Annotated in this window: 19 protein-coding genes and 2 pseudogenes; 6 read left to right on the forward strand and 15 right to left on the reverse strand. The window is 39.3% G+C overall.

Annotation, left to right across the window (positions count from 1 at the left end):
- From ETP70_RS08890 to ETP70_RS08900, 3 genes are read left to right on the forward strand one after another with little or no spacing between them, the layout of a single operon-like run.
- On the forward strand, positions 1-849 hold the full coding sequence (locus tag ETP70_RS08890; RefSeq protein WP_151900850.1) for a DUF5718 family protein: 849 nt from the start codon (positions 1-3) through the stop codon (positions 847-849).
- Positions 849-1,064, forward strand: a complete 216-nt coding sequence (locus ETP70_RS08895; RefSeq protein ID WP_151900851.1) for a DUF1653 domain-containing protein — start codon at positions 849-851, stop codon at positions 1,062-1,064. Before ETP70_RS08890 ends, ETP70_RS08895 begins: the two co-directional genes overlap by 1 nt.
- A complete protein-coding gene (locus ETP70_RS08900) occupies positions 1,057-1,404 on the forward strand; it encodes a translation initiation factor (protein ID WP_151900852.1) in 348 nt (115 codons plus the stop codon). The genes ETP70_RS08895 and ETP70_RS08900 overlap by 8 nt, the downstream gene beginning before the upstream one ends.
- On the opposite strand, the gene ETP70_RS08905 is transcribed toward ETP70_RS08900, so the two are convergent.
- On the reverse strand, positions 1,401-2,636 hold the full coding sequence (locus ETP70_RS08905; RefSeq protein ID WP_151900853.1) for a diguanylate cyclase: 1,236 nt from the start codon (positions 2,634-2,636) through the stop codon (positions 1,401-1,403). The genes ETP70_RS08900 and ETP70_RS08905 overlap by 4 nt on opposite strands.
- Before the next feature lie 173 nt (positions 2,637-2,809).
- Here ETP70_RS08905 and ETP70_RS08910 point away from each other — a divergent pair, with 173 nt between their 5' ends.
- On the forward strand, positions 2,810-3,241 hold the full coding sequence (locus tag ETP70_RS08910) for a hypothetical protein (RefSeq protein ID WP_151900854.1): 432 nt from the start codon (positions 2,810-2,812) through the stop codon (positions 3,239-3,241).
- Here the strand turns inward: ETP70_RS08910 and ETP70_RS08915 are convergent.
- The 14 genes and pseudogenes from ETP70_RS08915 to ETP70_RS08975 form a co-directional block, all read right to left on the reverse strand.
- The gene (locus ETP70_RS08915) at positions 3,213-4,499 is read right to left on the reverse strand and encodes an aminopeptidase P N-terminal domain-containing protein (RefSeq protein WP_151900855.1); all 1,287 of its coding nucleotides are present in this window, start codon (positions 4,497-4,499) and stop codon (positions 3,213-3,215) included. The genes ETP70_RS08910 and ETP70_RS08915 overlap by 29 nt on opposite strands.
- Complete coding sequence (locus tag ETP70_RS08920) at positions 4,489-5,106, reverse strand: ABC-type transport auxiliary lipoprotein family protein (RefSeq protein WP_188109974.1); 618 nt, start codon at positions 5,104-5,106, stop codon at positions 4,489-4,491. Before ETP70_RS08920 ends, ETP70_RS08915 begins: the two co-directional genes overlap by 11 nt.
- Positions 5,096-6,058, reverse strand: coding sequence for an MlaD family protein (locus ETP70_RS08925; RefSeq protein ID WP_188109975.1), 963 nt, complete (start codon positions 6,056-6,058; stop codon positions 5,096-5,098). Before ETP70_RS08925 ends, ETP70_RS08920 begins: the two co-directional genes overlap by 11 nt.
- The gene (locus ETP70_RS08930) at positions 6,055-6,789 is read right to left on the reverse strand and encodes an ABC transporter ATP-binding protein (RefSeq protein WP_188109976.1); all 735 of its coding nucleotides are present in this window, start codon (positions 6,787-6,789) and stop codon (positions 6,055-6,057) included. Before ETP70_RS08930 ends, ETP70_RS08925 begins: the two co-directional genes overlap by 4 nt.
- Positions 6,789-7,895: an MlaE family ABC transporter permease gene (locus ETP70_RS08935; RefSeq protein WP_151900858.1), complete on the reverse strand. Its 1,107-nt coding sequence runs from the start codon at positions 7,893-7,895 to the stop codon at positions 6,789-6,791. Before ETP70_RS08935 ends, ETP70_RS08930 begins: the two co-directional genes overlap by 1 nt.
- A 12-nt stretch (positions 7,896-7,907) precedes the next feature.
- The gene (locus ETP70_RS08940; RefSeq protein ID WP_151900859.1) at positions 7,908-8,402 is read right to left on the reverse strand and encodes a chemotaxis protein CheW; all 495 of its coding nucleotides are present in this window, start codon (positions 8,400-8,402) and stop codon (positions 7,908-7,910) included.
- The gene (locus ETP70_RS08945; RefSeq protein WP_151900860.1) at positions 8,402-10,807 is read right to left on the reverse strand and encodes a hybrid sensor histidine kinase/response regulator; all 2,406 of its coding nucleotides are present in this window, start codon (positions 10,805-10,807) and stop codon (positions 8,402-8,404) included. The genes ETP70_RS08940 and ETP70_RS08945 overlap by 1 nt, the downstream gene beginning before the upstream one ends.
- 11 nt (positions 10,808-10,818) lie before the next feature.
- Positions 10,819-11,760 carry a chemotaxis protein CheV gene (locus tag ETP70_RS08950; RefSeq protein ID WP_151900861.1) on the reverse strand — a complete coding sequence of 314 codons (942 nt, stop codon included), beginning with the start codon at positions 11,758-11,760 and terminating at the stop codon, positions 10,819-10,821.
- A 3-nt stretch (positions 11,761-11,763) separates the two neighbouring features.
- Positions 11,764-12,504: a UDP-2,3-diacylglucosamine diphosphatase gene (locus ETP70_RS08955; protein WP_151900862.1), complete on the reverse strand. Its 741-nt coding sequence runs from the start codon at positions 12,502-12,504 to the stop codon at positions 11,764-11,766.
- Complete coding sequence (gene argC / locus ETP70_RS08960) at positions 12,494-13,507, reverse strand: N-acetyl-gamma-glutamyl-phosphate reductase (RefSeq protein ID WP_151900863.1); 1,014 nt, start codon at positions 13,505-13,507, stop codon at positions 12,494-12,496. The genes ETP70_RS08955 and argC overlap by 11 nt, the downstream gene beginning before the upstream one ends.
- Entirely contained in the window at positions 13,507-14,010 is a 504-nt protein-coding gene (gene greA / locus ETP70_RS08965) for a transcription elongation factor GreA (protein WP_151900864.1), read from the reverse strand. The genes argC and greA overlap by 1 nt, the downstream gene beginning before the upstream one ends.
- A gap of 50 nt (positions 14,011-14,060) precedes the next feature.
- Positions 14,061-14,459, reverse strand: a pseudogene (locus tag ETP70_RS12820) (methyl-accepting chemotaxis protein); the annotation flags it as partial.
- Positions 14,460-15,296: 837 nt separating this feature from the next.
- A pseudogene (locus tag ETP70_RS12825) lies at positions 15,297-16,904 on the reverse strand (nitrate- and nitrite sensing domain-containing protein); the annotation flags it as partial.
- A complete protein-coding gene (locus ETP70_RS08975; protein WP_151900866.1) occupies positions 16,897-17,298 on the reverse strand; it encodes a PAS domain-containing protein in 402 nt (133 codons plus the stop codon). The gene ETP70_RS08975 and the pseudogene ETP70_RS12825, both read right to left, overlap by 8 nt.
- 144 nt (positions 17,299-17,442) lie before the next feature.
- Here ETP70_RS08975 and ETP70_RS08980 point away from each other — a divergent pair, with 144 nt between their 5' ends.
- Both ETP70_RS08980 and ETP70_RS08985 read left to right on the forward strand, forming a co-directional pair.
- Positions 17,443-18,828 carry a porin family protein gene (locus ETP70_RS08980; RefSeq protein ID WP_151900867.1) on the forward strand — a complete coding sequence of 462 codons (1,386 nt, stop codon included), beginning with the start codon at positions 17,443-17,445 and terminating at the stop codon, positions 18,826-18,828.
- Between the two features lie 10 nt (positions 18,829-18,838).
- Positions 18,839-19,351 carry a DsrE family protein gene (locus tag ETP70_RS08985; protein ID WP_151900868.1) on the forward strand — a complete coding sequence of 171 codons (513 nt, stop codon included), beginning with the start codon at positions 18,839-18,841 and terminating at the stop codon, positions 19,349-19,351.
- Positions 19,352-19,396 lie beyond the last annotated feature (45 nt).

A 19,396-nucleotide genomic window follows, 5' to 3' on the forward strand; every position in this document is an offset into this window, starting at 1 on the left:
ATGAAAAAATACGAAGAGTATTTGGGTCTTGGAATCGCCGGCAATTTTGCCCTGCACCTTGCCCAGGCCGGAGAGCTTGAAGAGTTCAGAAATATTGTAACAGAGGATGAGGCCGCGCCAAAAGGGCTTTTTCCTTTCTACCTGCCCTGTGAAAAAAAGAAAGAGACTTCTCGTCCGAGTGAGATACTTTTCACCTATCCGCTTTCTTCTGCACTGATACAACTGCCAAAAGAAGATGTCCATGTCCAGGCAGAACCCGAAGTTGGACTTTTGTGTGAACTGACCTATCAAAACGGACAAATCACGGCTATTGAACCAACATATTTCGGTGCATATAACGACTGCTCTATTCGTGTCAGCGGTGCCAAAAAAATCAGTGACAAAAAAAACTGGGGACAAAACTCCAAGGGATTTGCTTCGCAACTCATTTCAATTGACAAATTTGAAGAGGGCGGCGTAATGGATGACTTCAGCATCTGCAGTTTTTTACGTCGCAATGATGCCTTGCATCCCTATGGCGAAAATGCAACACTAACCGGTTACAGCTACTTTTATGAAAAACTCACACAATGGATATGCAAACAGATAAATACCCAAAAAGATTTTGGACCGCTGGAAGATTTAAAAAGTTATACAGTTACATGTAACTACCCCAAAAAAGCGCTTATCAGCATAGGAGCTACACGATATACGCCCTATGGAGAAACTACTTTTTTACAAAAAGGGGATGAAATATTTGTTGTTCTTTATAATCACAAAACTTACTCCCTGCGCGATGTCACAGATACGCTTCATGATAAGAATTACACACAAGAACAGATGAGTATTTTGGCACAGAGCGTTTGCTGATGAAAACAGGTATTTATGAACACTACAAAGGCAAAAGGTATCAAGTGATTGATACCGTAAGGCACTCTGAAACAGAAGAGCTTATGGTTCTTTATCGCGCCCTGTATGGAGACGAAGGACTCTGGGTACGGCCTTACAGTATGTTTTTTGAAACTGTATCTGTCAATGGCTGTATGCAACCACGATTTCGCTATCTTGGAGAAAAAAATGAGTAGAGGGAAAAAACTCGACATCTTTATCGGTGCGAGTATAGATGATGACAGCTGGGCTGAAGTTCATAATCCCGGCCCTCCAAAAACTTCAAACATTACGGAAGAACCCGCGAAACATTTTTTACTTTTTAAAAAAGAAAAACGCAGAGGCAAAACAGTTACACTGGTTGGAGAATTTCACAGACCAAAAAATGAACTGGCACTCCTCTTAAAATTACTGAAAAAAAAGCTTGGTTGCGGAGGCACTCTTAAAGAAAACTGGATGGAATTTCAGGGAGATATAAAAGAAAAGCTTCGCCCGCTTTTAACTGAAGAAAAATTTCGTTTCAAAAACGGACACTAGGCAATTTTTGCCTTTGAGGCATTGGATGTGATTATATACCTGTCTCTTCCGGCCTCTTTTGCTTCATAAAGCATTTCATCAGACCGTGAAATCAACACATCTTCATCCAGCGCTTCATCTGCTACACAACAAACGACTCCAATAGAGAGTGTAAGATACTCATGTACTTTTGAAGCTTCATGTTTTATTTCAAGGCCTCTTACAGCATTGCAGATTTCCCGGGCAATATTTGCACTGTTTGTCTCACTCGTATCACTCATAAGTACTCCAAACTCTTCACCGCCAAGTCTAAAAACATAGTCTCCCGGTCGTTTGAGTGTCTCTTTTAAAACTTTTGCAACACTTTTAAGTGCTTCATCTCCTGCCAGATGTCCATAAGTGTCATTATATTGTTTAAAATAGTCAATATCAAGCATCATAAATGTAATATAGGCTTTATTTCGTTTTGCACGTTTGACTTCTCTTTCATAAATGAAATTAAAATATCTTCTGTTGTGAAGATTTGTCAAAGAATCTGTATAAGAGGCATTTTCAAGCTTTTTATTGGCAAGTTTAAGTTTCTTCGCTGCAATTTCAAGTCTTGTCTGATCTTTTTGAATACTCTCAAATACATAAAAAAGAATTATCAGCAGTCCCACAATAATAAGTCCGAGTGAAGTACCAATTTTTAGCAAAATTGAATCATAGGTATATAAAAACTTCTTTCTCTCATAATTCGCCATATTGACTTCATAATTGATCAGTTTTTCCAAAACATTATGAATTGTCTCAACTTTTTTTTCAAGTGTTGTTATTGATATATGCGCTAAATTTTTGGAAGCTTGCACGGCTTTTAGAACTTTGGAAAAATAATTATTGGCACGATTAATTTCCAAATCAGCATATTCGAGATAATACAATTCCTCTTCTGTCTTAAAATGAGACTTATAACTTTGCCATTTTTTATTGATATATTTTAAAGATGTGTCTATTTTAAAAGCTGCCTCACTGGGGCTGATTTCATCTCTACGCACCTTGTAAACAGTAGCTGCCAGGTCGTAACTGTATGTTTTGACTATCTCATTCAATTCTGTTACAGGTATCAAAGAACCAAAGTACAAAGAATCCATATTTTTTTTCATTGCATTGACATAGTTTGTCCCTATGAAGCCAAGAGCAAACAGGCCGACAGTAATCAAAAGAAAAAGAAAAAAAAGCTTGCTTCTAAGTTTAAGTGCTTCGATAAACTGCATATATATCCTTCTTTGATACAAATAATTAAGCATATTTTGTACCATAATCTTTATAGATATTGCCATCCCGCACTGAAGTACCGACTGTTTTTTTTCTTGTTCTTCCCCCTCTTATATGTTAAAATTCCAAACAAATTTAAAAACTGACATTTTGTCATAAAAAAAGAGCAATCATGAAAGCCCAGGCAATAAAAACAGACCGATATCTCAACAGACAACAGATAAAAGAGCATTTAAAAAATGTAGAGTACATCATTATGGCGGCACCTGCACCGGATCATTTCAAACAGACACCCATACACTTTACACTCTTTTTAAATACAGAAGAAGCACTGCCAAAAGATATTCAGGATGCCGTACTGGAAAAATTTTTGCAGGAACATAAAATAGGCAAACCTGCAGAACTCATGAGTCAGCTTATGCCAGTGGGTTTTGCACTCAGCAAGGCACAAGACACCCCCATGCCTATGTTACTGGTAAAGCCGGAGGATCAAAAAAGTATTCCCTATACAGTAATGCATGTCATGGATTTCTTGGCAGATTCAGATGCCTTTGATGAAGCAAAAAAAGAGAATCTCACCGGCTGGAGTTACTCTTACGAGTAATTTCCTCTATCTCTTTTGCAATATGTGAAGAGAGATTTTCACAGCCGTTTTTCGTAACTAAAATATTGTCTTCAATTCTTATGCCTGTACCTCTGTACTTTTTAGGAATACTTATATCTGCTGCATCAAGGTAAATACCGGGTTCTATGGTCATAACCATACCGGGTTGCAGCGGAATCTCTTTGCCGTTTGGTTTTTTATAGGGACATTCATCATGCACATCGAGCCCCATCCAGTGTCCGATACCGTGCGGATAATATTTTTTGTGTGCTTTTTCTTTTAGCAGTTTTTTGAGTTCTCCCTGCAATATTCCCAAATCTATCATTCCCTGACACAGCAACTCTTCGGATTTTTTCTGCAGTACACTTTTGAACACGCCAGGGAAAATCATCTTTATAATCTCTTTTTGTACATGTAAAACCATTTCATAGAGTTCTTTTTGTGCTTTTGTATAACTTCCGCTGACAGGAATTGTGCGCGTTATATCACTTGCATAATACCGGTATTCACATCCGGCATCTATGAGTATCAGATCACCTTGCATCAATTTTTTATCGTTGTTTACATAATGCAAAGTATTGGCAGAGTTTCCACAGGCTACAATAGAGGTATAAGCATCGCTGTAGGCACCGTTTTTTTTAAAAATGTACTCTAAATTTGCCTGCAGTTCATACTCATAATGCAGTTTCGCACTCAATTTCATCGCTTTATGATGTGCTTTTTTTGTAATATTGATAGCTTTTTTAATAAGCTTAATTTCAGATTTCGACTTTATGAGACGCATTTTTTCAATATATGTCGCCAGATTCTCATAACTTTGTATGCTTTTTTTAAAGCGTTTTAAGATTTTAACCTTTGCATATTCCAGTTTGAAATCATGATAGATATGTTTTTTATTTTCTGTAAACTCTTTAAGTTTTTCTTCAAACTCATCAATTTCAAAAACATCATCCACCATGAAAAGCTCTTTGGCTTTCTCTTTTCCCAGCCTTTTTCCATGCCAGAGTTCCTGCATTTTGTCTTTTTTGGCAACAAACAAAAAAGTGTGAAATTTTTTTGCATCTTTTACAATAACCAAAGCAGAATTGTCTTCTGTGAAACCGCTCATATAGTAAAAATTACTGTTTTGTCGGTATGGATATTGTGTATCATTGGAACGTGTTTTTTGCTCTGCACTCAACAAGACAGCTACACTCAAAGGCTTCAGTTTACGTCCCAAACGTATTCTTCTTTGTTTGTACTCTTTTTCACTTATCAAGACATACTCCCTGCAGCCATAAACCACACTCTTTTAAAATTTCATCCAAGGCATTGCTGAGTGCAACAACCCCGCCTTTTGCATCATCTGACAAAGTTTTTTGTTTAAAATAAAAAGTTTTTGTCGCTACTGTTTTATGACTCGCTTCATCAACCAGGTTACATGTAATGACAACATTGACAAAAGAATTTTTTTCGTTTTCATCAAAATACTGCATAAAATCTTCTATATTTATTTCCAGTCTGTAGTCGTTTTTTGTTTTTGATTCTGCACTTTGCACACTCTTAAAAAGCTTCAGATCCCGCAAATACTCTGTAACAGCATATGTTAGAGCATCATTTGGCGTCTGCGCCCATCTTGACTGGGCATAAGAGTATTGTGCATATTTTCCCTCTACATAATACATTTTCAAGGACATATAGAGTTTGTCACCAAAAGAGCGCTCTACTTTGAGTGTTTTTTTCCGACATTTGCCTGTCTGTACTTTTACTGCTTTTGGCTGTATATTGAGTCGGTACTGATTCTGCGCCGGTGTCGGCGATGTGCATCCGGTAATTGTTATTACCGCGATACATGTAAGGCATATAATTAATAATCTATTTTTCACCAGGTCCCCTTTTGTATCTTTCTTTTTTATATAAAATATCACTCGGACTGCGGTCATAATGTTCTAACAGCTCATCTAAATTTATCAATGTCTGTTGCATTTGTGTCACAGTGCTGTTAATCAACGGTACGGACTGCACTGTAATATCTTCAACATTATTCTGTACATCAGAAAAAGATTTTGCCATATCATTCATAATATGTCCCATTTCCAGATATGTTTGTTTGATACTCGAAAAAGAGTCATTGATTTTCTTTTCCCATGCAATGCTGTGTGCAACCAATTTATTCATATTGGGAATACTTTTATCAATCTGAGCTGTGATATGTTCCATATTTTTCGCACTTGCCTGCAGGTGTGCAATGGTTTTTTCATCAAGTATTGTATCAATTTTTGCCATAACCATAGCACTCTCGTGTAAAAATCTAGAAAACTGTTCCTGGTTTTTTTCACTCAACAGCTCATTGGTTCTGTCAAGCGTCATAAGCAACAGTTCAGAGACCGAATCCAGCGACTGTTCCACATTTGCGAAAAAAGAAGGAGCTGACTTGATTACAGGATACATTTCTCCTTTTTTTGCTGTAAGCGGCGGTGCATTATTGCTTCCCTCTGTCAGATTTATATAACTCAATCCGGTAATGCCCTGTGCAGTAAGCTTTGCCACCGTATCTTCTTTGACAGGTGTCGTCTTTAGCATACTGACTGTCACCTCCACCTGTTCGGTGTTTTTCGGATTTATACGCAAGCGTATTACTTTGCCTACTTTTATACCCTTGTATTTCACAGGTGCATCAAGATTGAGTCCCAACACCGATTCGTTAAAATATATAATATACTTTTGTGTCGCCTCTGCTTTTTCAGGTTTGAGCATCCAGTAAACAAATCCGAGTATGCTGAGCATTCCCAACAAAACGACAAACCCTATCAATGTATAATTTACTTTATTGTTCATATTGTATCTCTAAAAAAAGTCTGTATAAAATCATTCTTCACAGAAGTAACCTCTTCTAAACTGCCCTCATAAGCAATTTTTTTATTATCAATTATAGCCATTCTATCCAAAGTATTATATATAGAATGTAAATCATGTGTGACAATTACCATAGTAAGTCCCAGCATTGAACGCAACTGCAATATAAGTTCATCGAACTCTCTGGCAGAAATCGGATCAAGTCCGCTTGTAGGTTCATCCAAAAAAAGCAGTTTGGGATCCATCGCCAAAGCTCTGGCAATCCCCGCTTTTTTTCGCATACCTCCGCTTATTTGCGAAGGATATAAAAATGCATCACTTGGTTTCAAACCTACCAGATCAAGTTTAAATGCCACTATTTCTTCTATCATTTTTTGGGAGAGTGTTGCATACTCCCGCAGCGCCAACGCAATATTTTCCGCCAGAGTCAAAGAAGAAAAAAGAGCACCAAACTGGAACAATACACCCCATTTTCGCCTGAGTTCCTGTGCCTGGCTTTCACTGATACTCTCTATTTTCTGTCCCAAAATCTCAATACTTCCTGAGTGAAACTCCTGCAGCATGACCATTTCACGCAGCAGTGTTGTTTTTCCGCAGCCGCTTGGTCCCAAAAGCCCGTAAATTTCACCTTCGTTTACATGTAAATTGAGCCCGTCATGCACCACTTTGTCACCAAAAACTGTTTTGACACCGCATACTTTAATCAGTTCCATTATATCCCCAGATTTGTAAAGGCTATAGAAAAAACCGCATCACATACAATTACGGCAAAAAGTGACTCGACAACACTTTTTGTAGTATTGTAGCCTATACTTTGTGTATCATCTTTGACAATCAACCCTCTGTAAATACCGATAGAAGCAATCAAAAATGCAAAAAACGGTCCTTTGACAAGTCCCACATAAAAATGTTTCATTGCCACTACCTCTTGCAGTCTGTCAATGAAAAGTGCCGGCGGCAGGTCCAGACTCAAATCGGCAACGATAATGCCTCCGAGCATAGCCATAATATCTGCTACAAAAATGAGTATCGGCAGCATAACAACAAGAGCAACTATTCTTGGCAAAACCAAAAAAGTATATGGGTCAAAGCCCATAGTCCGCATAGCATCAATCTCCTGTGTGATTTTCATCGCTCCTATCTGTGCCGTATAGGCTGAACCGCTTCTGCCTGCGATGACTATTGCCGTAATCAAGGGGGCAAGTTCTCTGAATATAGAAATACCCATCATATCCACAATAAAAATATTGCCTCCGTATCGCTGAAGCTGATAAGCAGCCTGATAGGCTGTCACCAAACCAATCAGAAAACTTGTCAATGCTACAATGCCAAGAGCACGCAGTGCACTTTCATTGATTTCAAAAGCTATCTCTTTTATACGGATATTTTTAACACTTTTAAAATAGAGCAAAAAAGAGACAAAAACCTTCCCGATAAACTCCATAAAAGAGATAAATGAAAGGTAGGAGCGATAAAAAGTTTTTCCCATACACTCAAATATATTTTCTTTTAAAGGTTTGTATTTTTTATCGAGCTTTTTTTTATGCTCTTTGGTCAATGCAAGTGTATGCAAAAAGTTTGTATTTGTACACTCTGTGTTTACATTGTACTCTTCTTGCAGGTCAGCTAAAAAAAGAGCAAAGGCGGTATCAAGATAGCGGGCATCTCTTAAATCAACAGTAATTTTTTTAAAATTTGAGAGCTCGATTTTTGCAATGAATTCTTGGGCTTGATGAAGATTGTAGAGTGTCAATTCCCCTGAAAATTCAAGGGAAATACTCTCTTTGTCAATAGTAGTGCGCAGTAGGTTTTCAGGCATGAGACAAAAAGGCTAAAAATCTCTTTCTAAAAGTTTGTTCACTTTTAAAATAGTAATAATTTTATCTGCCTGCTTTCCTACACCGTCTATAATAGTGTCATCACCGTTGACAGTATCAGGCGGCGGTCCCACATTCTCTTTTTTAATGCGAATTGCCATTGTGAGTCTGTCAATCACAAATCCTGCCACATCAGAGCCGTTTCGCATAACAATAAAGCGTGTATCTTCGCTCTGTTTTTTAGGAGGCAGTCCAAATTTTGTACGCAGATCTATAAGCGGAATAACAGAACCGCGAAGATTAAACACACCCAAAACATACTTAGGCACCTGCGGAACTCTTGTCCATGGAAAAGGTTTGATAATCTCCTGAATGGAAAGAATAGGTACTGCATACTCTTCATCCCCTATGACAAATCCGACAAGTTGTACCACATCATCGAGCTGATCAACAACACTGTCATTTTGTTCAGCCTGTTTGTTAATAATATCTTTTAATTTATCACTCATTATAAAAACTCCGGTTTAAAGTTAACATTTCTCTGTACAACACTTGCCAAATAGTCGGCAGAATAAGGTTTCGTGATATACTCAACCATACCTGATTCAACCCCGCGCATACGGTCAGATTTACTTGTTCTTGATGTTACGGCTATAAGCGGAAGGTTTTTATATCTGTTGTATTTTTTAATCTCCGAGGCAAGTGTATATCCGTCCATCCTTGGCATTTCGATATCAATGAGCATTGCATCTATATTGTGATCGCCTGATTTCAAGAGGTTAAGTGCTTCTTGTCCGTCACTCGCTTCAACAAGAGTAATCCCCATAGGTTCCAGTGCTTTTCGCATAATCGTTCTGTCTGTTTTGGAATCATCAACGATCATTACAGTATAGTCACTCGCTTTTGTTTTCTCTTTCACCGCAGATTCATCTGACGAGCTTATCTGCGTGGCTTTTGTCTCTTTGGCCATATCCATAAGCGCCACAACATCAACGATAAGTGTCACTCCTCCGTCTCCGCGGATGGTAGCTCCCGCAATCCCTTCAATACCTTTGAGATACTCACCGAGAGATTTGATAACAATCTCTTCCTGCCCTACCAAAATATCTACAATAAGCCCCAGTTTGCTTGTTCCGAGTCCCAAAACAACAACATAGGCATGTTCACTCGCATCCAAAATACGCTCAACTTCAAAAATATCTCCGATGTGCACCAGTGAAAGAACATCATCACGCAATCGCATTACAGAACGTCCCTCTACTGTATATATTTCATCTTTTGAAATTCTGACCGTTTCAAGAACAGAGGCTAAAGGAATGGCATAATGCTCTTCTTGAACACCCACAAGAAGTGCCTGAATAATTGCCAGAGTCAGTGGAATTTTCAGTTTTATAGAAGTACCCTTGTCTATTTCACTGTCAATATCTATGATACCGTTGAGTTTTTCGATGTTTGTTTTGACAACATCCATCCCGACACCGCGTCCGGATACACTTGTCACGGCAGCAGCTGTTGAAAATCCCGGTTTAAAGATAAGTGTATATGCTTCTTTGTCACTCATCTGCTCTGCTTCTTTTTCAGTGATGATGCCTTTTTCAAGCGACTTTTGCTTAAGCATCTCCGGGTCAAGCCCTTTTCCGTCATCATCTATCTGAATCACAATCTGATTGCCCTCATTATAGGCTTTGAGTGTAATCGTACCCTCTTCCGGTTTTCCTTTCGCAAGACGCTCTTCTGGCGTCTCTATACCATGGTCACAGGAGTTACGGATAATATGCACAAGCGGATCCCCGATCTCTTCCACAATTGATTTGTCAAGCTCTGTATCTTCACCGGAGATAACAAGTTCAATCTTCTTGTTGAGTTCGCGGGAAAGGTCCCGGATCATTCTAGGGAATTTGTTAAAAACTTTTCCTATTGGCAACATACGCGTTTTCATAACCGCAATTTGCAAATCAGTCGTTACAAGAGAAACAATAGAGACAACCTGGTTGAGCTCTTCTAAAAATTCTTCTCCCTCATAACGCTCTTCAACATCATCATTGATTTTAATCAATCTGTTTTTTGCCAAAACAAGTTCACCGATCAGATTCATCAGATGGTCAAGTCTTTTGACATCCACACGAATCGTCTGCTCAACCGTGGCAGGTGCACGTTTTGCCGGTGCTGCCGCCTTTGGATCCTCAGCAGAAGCATTTTGCGATGCTTTTTTATTTTGTGAAACAGGAGCAGGAGTCGGTGCCTTTGGAACTTCTTCTTTTTTCTCTTGTTTTTCTTCTTTTTTCGGCTCTTCTTCATTTGGTTCCGGTGGCATCACAGGCACTTCTTCACCCGCGGCTATTTTTGCTTCTCTTTTGGCTCTGTCTTCGGCCTGGCGCTGTGCCAAAAGTCTTTCTATTTCAGCTTCTATCTCATCAGGGTCCATATTGTCATAGTCCGGTTCTTCTTCCTGAGTCTCTTCTTCAGCTGCCGCAGGCTCTTGTTCTTCTTTTTCCTGTGCTGCTGTTGCATCGGCAAGTCCTGAAAGGTCACCGTTGCTTATTTTGTCAAGTCTTGCGACACAGGCGGCCACATCTATGCCTTCATCACTGCTCGTGTCACGGATTTTTTCCAAAAGTGCTTTCATCAGGTCAATAGACTCCAGAATAACATCCATAACATCCGGAGTGATACTCAACTCTCCATGACGGGCTTTATTGAGCACATCTTCCATATGATGTGTCAAATGTGTCAAGGTGTCAAAATTCAAAAACGATGAAGCCCCTTTCACGGTGTGTGCAACACGAAATATCCCGTTTAGCAATTCCAAATCATCCGGACGGGATTCTAATTCGACCAAATCTTCGTCAAGCTTTTCAACAAGTTCAAACGATTCAACTAAAAAATCTTGCAGTATCTCTTGAAATTCATCCATATTTACACTCCCTATTTCTTCATATGTGCACGTACAATACGTGATACTTCATCAAAAAATGCACCTGCCTTAAACTTAACCAAATAAGCTTCTCCGCCGGCTTCCTCACCTCTTGTTTCACTAAAATGATCACTGATTGAGGAGTTAAAGACTATAGGAATATCACTGAACCTTTCATCTTCTTTGACTTTCGCCGCAAAATGAAAACCGTCCATTCTTGGCATTTCAACATCTGAAATAATTATTTTTAAATTATCTGCCAAATTATCTCCATAAGTTTCATAGAGATCTTTCAGTTTATTAAGACCCTCTTCTCCATCCATCGCTTCTACAACATGAAAGCCCATTTTCATCAATGCATCTTTGACAATTTTACGAGCCGTTGCACTGTCATCAAGCACCATTGCCAGACCTGAAAATGTTTCTATTTTCTCCGGTGCGGAATCTGTTTCAGGTTCATACAGTCCCAAATCCTGAACAACACTTTCAAGGTCCAGGATTAAAAGAACATTATCACCCTCTATCTTTGTTACTCCAGTTATTTTATTGCTCTCAAGTCCTGAGGAACTGCTCATAAAAGTTGCCGGTTCTATATCACTCCAGCTGATTCTTCTGATGCGTTTTGCTTCATGAACTATAAAGCCTATCAGCACATTGTTAAACTCTGTAATAATAACGCGGGCATTTTTCTTTGCATCTTCGGGTTCAGTCACACCCATCCATTTTGCCAGATTGACAACAGGAATGACCACTTCACGCAAATCAAATATTCCCTCTATGAACTCCGGTGTACTTGGCAGCTCTGTCAGTTTTGGCAAACGTATAATTTCTCTGACCTTAGAGACATTGATACCGTAAATACCTTCATAAACCTTGTCTTTTTCCTGTTTAAATATGCGAAAATCAACAAGTTCCATCTCATTGGAACCAACTTTTAAAGACTTTTCATCCATCTTTTATATCTCCCTAGAGTATTTTTTTTCTTCCAACAACTCTATGTCTTGAGCTGATTTTACAATAAAGTATCTTTGATTGCAAGCAAAAGCACCCAGATTTATATAGTAAAAACCGTCTGTGTCAAAAGAAATGTTTTGATGATAATGTCCCTCTATAAAGTAGTCGCAGGTATATTTTTCTGCCAAACGCTTTTGTACAAATTCTCTAAAACCCGTAAATTTCTGACAGTCATTTTTTTTACTCAAATAGCTGTCAAGATTTTTCAAAATCGCATGTTTTGAAAATATATCTATATACTTTAAAACAAAAAGAACAAAAGGGCTTCGTATCAAAGATGTGTAGAGTTTATAGAGTCTCTCCCCGTCAAAGTCTCCATGTGCAAGATAGACTTTTTTCTTTTGATACAATGCTTTTACCGGCTGGTTTTTAATCGAAAAAACCCTGGCCTTTGGAAAAACATTTTTTATATTAAAGTCATGGTTCCCCTCCAGATAGACAACTTCCGTATCTTTGGAAATATCATTTATAAGCGCTATAACCTCTTTGTTCTGCTTACATGTAAAGTCTATAGACCCAAACAGAGCGTCAAAGATATCTCCCATCAGAATAAGCTGGGGTACTGCCATATTTTTACTGTGTATTTCTCGTAAAAAATATAAAAGTTCCGGACGCAGGTGTGAATAGTGCGCATCAGAAACAATAAACGCACCCTCTTGGATAATAACCGGTTTAGGGGACATAGGCTATATCTGGTATCGCCGTCGTCTCATCAATGCCCATCATCAGATTGGCGTTGACAACGGCCTGAGAAGATGCTCCTCTCATCAGGTTGTCTATGCTTGAAGATATAAAAAGTATATTGCCTTTTCTTTGGGCATAGATGTCACAGAAATTTGTTCCGGCAACATTTTTCATGTCCACCGGCACAGAACTCACCCTTACATGTACGTCATTTTTATAAAATTCTTCTACAACATCCAGGGCGTCGAAATCATCACTGACCTGTATATAAATCGAACTTATCATACCCCGCGTCACAGGAACCAGATGCGGTACAAAACTGATTTTGTCAAAAGAGATATTCAGTTTGTCTGCAATTTCGGGAGCATGTCTGTGCAACAAAGGATTGTAGGCAAAAAGATTGTCATTGACATTCACAAAATGTGTCACTTCACTGAGCTTTTTGCCTGCTCCGCTCACTCCTGTTTTTGCATCAATTATAATCGGTGTATCCGTAATACGTTTGTCCATAAACGGAAGCAGTCCCAATATCGCGGATGTAGGGAAACATCCCGGATTTGCAACCAGTTTTGCAGACTTTATCGCTTCACGATTGAGTTCAGGGAGTCCGTAGACAACATGTTCCAGATTTTTTGGGTCTGTATGGGGACAGTAAAATGCCTCATAAATATCCTGCGGCAGTCTGTAGTCAGCTGAGAGGTCAACAACTTTGATACCCTTCTCTAACAACGGCTTGACGTAAGCCATTGCTGTTTTATGCGGCAGTGCCAAAAAAACCAGTTTACATGTAAGCGCCATTGCATCAATATCTGCTTTTTGCACCTCATCTTCGCACACACCGTTTAAAGAAGGATGGAGCTTGTTTATGGTCGTTCCGCCTTCAGAGTTTGCGATGTATGCCAAATGAAAAAAAGGATGTTTTATGAGCATTTTGACAAGTTCCAGCCCTGTGTAGCCTGTTGCCCCGACCACGCCTACATTTATTTTACTCTTGTTTTGCATTACTCTTTACACTCAAAAACAATATCCTGGTATTTCACCTCGTCTATTTCAAACTCTTTTTCACCGCCGGGGAGACGGACTTTGACCTCGTCACCCTCTTCTTTGCCAAGAAGCTGTTTTGCCAGAGGAGAGTTAAAAGAGATGAGCCCTATGTCAGGATTGCTCTCACAGCCGCCAACTATCGTGTAGGTTACCTCTTCGTCTGTGTCCATATTTGTCATGACAACCGTTGAGCCAAAGCTCACCTTGGTGTGCTGCAGATCTTTAGGATCAACAATCTGGGCATTTCCTAAAATCTCCTGAAGCTCTGCAAGGCGGTTGTCTATACTTTTTTGCTGCTCTTTTGCCGCATGATACTCTGCATTTTCTTTTAAATCGCCGTGTTCAAGCGCTTCTTCAATCGCTTTGACAACACCCGGTCGTTTTACCTCTTTTAAATCTTTCACTTCGGCCTGTAACTTCTCGTAGCCAAAAAGTGTCATCGGTTCTATGTTGTTTTGCATAATCTATTCTCTTTATTAAATTTTTTTAGTTGTATGATTATATCAAAACTTTACACTTTGTTAAATTTATTTTTTTCTATTTCGCTCAAGGCTTTAAGAGACATCTCTTTAACATCCCTTGCCACCTCATTGACTTCAGCCGCAGTCTGTGCATTAAGCTCTGTCATAGCATTTACCTCATCAACTGCTTTGTTAATAGAATTCGCACTCTCGCTCTGTTCGGAAATATTGGCCTCAACATCGGTAATGGACTGCGTCAGGATACTCACTGTTGTATTGATTTCAGCCAGTGATTTTTGTGTTCCCTCTGCAAGCTTTCTTACCTCATCGGCAACAACGGCAAATCCGCGTCCATGCTCACCCGCACGTGCTGCTTCAATGGCCGCGTTAAGTGCCAGCAGATTTGTCTGATCCGCTATATCACTGATAACCTGCATCACATTTTTAATATCCTGTGACTGGCTGACAACTTCATTTGCTTTTTGGGATGTCTCTTCTATGGTCTGAGCTATAGTATTGACCGCCTGCGTTGTCACACTCAGCTCTTTTGCCTGTGAAGCCGTAGAACTGTTTAATTCCTGCATTTTTGACTCAAGCATATCTGCCCGCTCAAGCAGTGCATTTGCATTGTTATAGGAATCGTTCAAAAGTTTTATGATGGCATCGCCAAGATTGTTGACTCTCTCTACAACCGCTTTTGTCTCTCCTGTAATTTTTGCATCAAGAACAATCTTATCCAGGTAGTTATAGTTTGCATACTTTTCAAGACCTTCGAGTATATCGTCCATCACTTTTTCCTGGGTATCGAGCATTTTATTGATTGTGTTTGCCAAAGTCTGGATTTGCGAGTTTGTTGCCTCGGAGTTGACTCTGCATTTAAAAGAACCCTGCTGTACCTTATTGAGAGTAAGAATTGACTCTCCGACACAGAGCATATCATTCTCTATTCCTTCATTTATTGTATCTGTCTGTTCGTTGACCATTTTTGCAACACGGGCGAGTTCATCACTGCCAGACAAATCAATCTTTTCGATTACATTGTGTTTTCTGTTTAAAAACTCCAAAAACTGTTCCATCCCTTTGCTTATTTTTGAAACGGAGTGTGTGATATTTTTGCTGATTAGCCACGAAAGCACTGCTGTAAACAAAATAATAAAAAGCATTACAAAAAGATACAGATAGAGCGCATTTTTTTCATTCTCATATTTTTCATGTGCCAACCGGGTAAGATTTTGGCTCAGGCGGTCATCCACTTTCTTCAAAAGATTGATTTTTTGCGTGATGGTATCAAACCAGTAAGAAGCATCCACACCAAATCCGCCTATGGTATTGGCCTCAAGCGCAATTTTTCGCATCTTTTCAACCTCCTGCACTGCCTGTATAGCCATCTGCTTTGTATAATATGCCACCAGATAGGAAGGGGCTACAGAGCGAAATACTCTCAAAAAACTTTTTTGTTCTGTTATGAGTTTTACAAATTTCTCTTTCATACCCGGCAGAAATTTATTTCTGGCAAAAGCATTTGAGAGCACTGCCCGCTCTATGCCTGCTCTCTCTTTTGCCATTAAAAAACTGTAATAGGCAATGAGCTTTCTTCCGCTTTTTATATCTGTTGCCAAATGTGTCATATAGGCAATCGTATCAAGCATAGATGTATTTGCGGCAGTATAAGTATTTAGAGCACTTTTTACATCAATATCCAGTGATGTCACACGCTTTCTTACACCCTGTAATTCTTGAATTTTTTGCAAAAACTGATTTACGCGTTTTTGTAATTCATGCGGATAGTTTTGAAAATGAAAACTTTTGATATCACCTTTAAGCCTTGCCAGTTTTTTATCACTTGCGGCTCTCTGTGCCGGAAGTCTGGTAACGAATTTTTTGGCATTTGAGCCTATATACCCTGCTGTAGCACCTCTCTCTTTTTGTGTTTCATGTACAAAGTTTGCGATGTCTATGGCAAGCTGAAAGAGTTCTTTGCTTCTTTTGTCACTGCCGTTCAATCCTTTTTCTATTTTTTCCTGCACTTTTTTGAGTCTGTTTATTTTTTTTGTAATCGTATCAAACCAGTAGGTGGCATCCACACCAAAACCGCCAATTTCTTTGGCACTCAGCAAAATGGTTTCCATCCGTTTGACTTCTTCAATCACCTTACCCTGCAGAATCTCTCTCTTGTATGCAATATCTTTTTTTGAGGCAAGGGTCTCAAAGCTGCTCATAAATGCCTCTTGTTCAGAGATCAGTCCTGCCAGTTTTGTTTTTGCCCCTTTGATAAACTTGTCATTTGCGAAAGTGGCACTTCCGACTGCACGCTCTATGCCGGCTCTCTCTTTGGACTGTAAAAAATCATAATACGCCAGGGTCTCGGCACTGAGCTGTGCATCCGCTGCCTGCAAAGAAGCTTTTGCTATAAAATTTAAAAACTTTGCATTCATTTGTGTATAGTAGGCAATCGCCTCCTTTGCTCCCATACTCTGTGCCGTCACCTGAGAACGAATGGTATTTATCCTTGAGAGATCCTGTAATGCTTTTTCAAGGTATTCTTTGACATCTTTATCCAACAGACTGATGACATTCCCGTTTTGCAGATACTCTTGCAGTTCTTGAATTTTTTTGTCAGTCTCTTCTTTTTGCGAGACAAGTTTTTGTGCAAACTTTTTCCCTTTTGAACCCAAAAATCCGGCAGTTGCACCCCGCTCTTTTTGTGTCTCATGCACAACTTTGGAAATTTTTTGATCCAGATCGACGATGATGCTGTATGTTTCATACTGCTGACTGTTTTGCAAATGACTGTAAATTGCACTTATGGCTATGATGACAATGACCGCAAGAGGCACTGCAACATTGAGCAGCATCTTGTTTCTTACTGAAATCTTTGTTAAAAAATTAACCATTGTGGCGCTCCTTTGCTCTCATCTCTTTATAAATTTTTTCATATTTCTCTTTTTCCATTTCTGAAACTGTTCTTCTGCAGGAGATATAACCCGGTTGCCCGTCACAGGAGGTAAAGGGGTAAACCGTGGCAAAAACCCAATAGTAGTCACCGTTTTTTGCCTTGTTTTTTACAAAGCCCCGCCATCGCTTCCCGCTTTTTATCGTATCCCACAAATCTTTAAAAGCGGCACGCGGCATATCTGGGTGACGGACAATATTATGCGGTTTGCCAACAAGTTCATCAACACTGTATCCGGCATAATGACAAAACTCATCATTGGCAAAACGGATAATCCCTTTCGTATCTGTTTCTGAGACCAAAAAAGCTTTGGTATCCAAATGTATTTCAGCCATTCAAAATCCTTAAGTATATTTTAAAAGTTAGATATAGTACTTTTAGAAAGCTTTGCTTTTAGTTAAAGGTTCTAAAAATTCTCTTTTTTACACTTTCTTTTCACTCTTGTTTTACACTGCCGACATCTTTCATAGGAGGAAAATATGAAAACAACTTTAAAAATAAAGCTTCTTGGACTGGCAGGTCTCGTCTGTGCTTCACAAATTGAGGCGGCCGACTGGCTCAAGCTGCAAGGGTATCAACCGGAGTTTTTTGCACCAAAAGGGGTAATCGTTCCATATCGCAGTCACAAACCGAAAGTCTGGGGATTCATTCAGGCAAATTACAAAAAAGACGAGGGAAAAGTTTTGATTGCTCCTGACGGTAAAAACAAAACACCTTTTTCTCTTTTAAACCCTGACCTGGAATCGCAATCCGGTATGAGTCTTTTTCGGGCACGTTTGGCGATGAGAGGGATGGCTGACAATGACAACCTTGTCAACTACTTTTTTATGACAGAGTTTGGAAACAACGGTGTCAACAATCTTGCCGGACATAGAAATGTCGGTACTTATTTTACAGATGCTTCTGTAACACTCAAACATATAAAAGGGGCGAAAATCAGAGCCGGTATGTTCAAATATCCGGGAAGTGAAGAGGGCTTGCAGGCTGTCTTTGTCTCTCCTTACATCGAGTTTACTTCTATGACATTTCAACAGCTTTTAGAACGACAGGTAACAAAAGTAGGAGCAGCACAGACAGGTGCAGCAGCAGGCGGTGCACAGACAGTTCACTATACCAGCACAGAAATCAACAGACCAATCGGCGCTTTTAGAGATACGGGTGTGCAGATTTTCGACACCTTGCCGCTGGTAGATTCATGGAACATCTCTTATGCTTACATGTACGGAAACGGAAACGGTATCAGTATGAGCAGTTCAAATGCACAGGCAACCCACTACGGATATCTTGCACTGGAGAAAATTTTTGCAAATCCCGGCAAAGGATACTATACAAATTCACTCAAAATGTTTGTCTGGGGACAAAGCGGAAAAAGAAAACTTCTCTCCAACAACGGAACAGCAACAACCCAAATTGATGCAGACCGCAAACGATACGGTTTAGGCTTTACCTACCATAAAGACGGCATCAGAGTCGAAGGAGAATATATGAGAGCTTCTGGGATGATTTATACCGGTGCAAAAGATACAGATCCTGATCCGCAGACTGAAAACTGGCAGTTTCAATTCGCTGCAGGCAGTGAAAACAAAGCGGATGGCGGATATGTGAATCTTCAGTATGAAATCGTTCAGAGAAAGTTTGAAGTATTTGGCAGATATGACTACTTAAACCGTCTGACCAATGACACCAAAGGCGAACGTGACTTTAAAACCCTAACGCTTGGTGCCTCATACAGATTCAAAGGAGCAACAAGAGTCGATCTGAACTACATGATACGGGATGCAAAAGCTCCGGGTAATGCAAATGCACAAAAAGTTTTAGACAATATGGGGAACCGTATTGCTATTCAAATAACAGCAGCTTTTTAAAGGATTGACAATGAAATTATTCAAAAAACTCTCAACAGTGGCATTACTTATGTTGCTCGGAACAGGTCTCTATGCGCAAAACAGTGACGCAGAAGAAGAAAATGATGTAGTCAAAATAGTCTATCAGTGTGATTTTCCCGATATTCAACGTATACACCTGATGCTCAATACTATTAATAACGCAGCCAGCTATTTTGACAAACATCTTATTCCGTATGAGATAAATGTTGTCGCTTTTGGTCCATGTCTTCAATACATGATGAAAGATTTTAAGGGCACAGGTTTTGTTAAAATGCCTTACTGTGAGCACGGAGGCCCGACAGGTGCCGGAACAGTTTCACGTTTTAAATCTTTAAAACAGCTTGGCGGAGACAACATCAACTTTTTTGCCTGTGGCAACACTATGAAGAAAAAACATGTCAAAGATGAGCAACTGCAGGATTATGTGAAAAAAACACCTGCGGGCATCATTAAAATCGTTAATTTGCAAAGACAGGGATGTGCATACGTCAAAATTAAGTAATTTAACGCCAAGATTTGTGTATTATTATAAAAAATAATACACATT

This window comes from Sulfurimonas hydrogeniphila (assembly GCF_009068765.1).
In the GTDB taxonomy this organism is placed as follows: Bacteria; Campylobacterota; Campylobacteria; order Campylobacterales; family Sulfurimonadaceae; genus Sulfurimonas; species Sulfurimonas hydrogeniphila.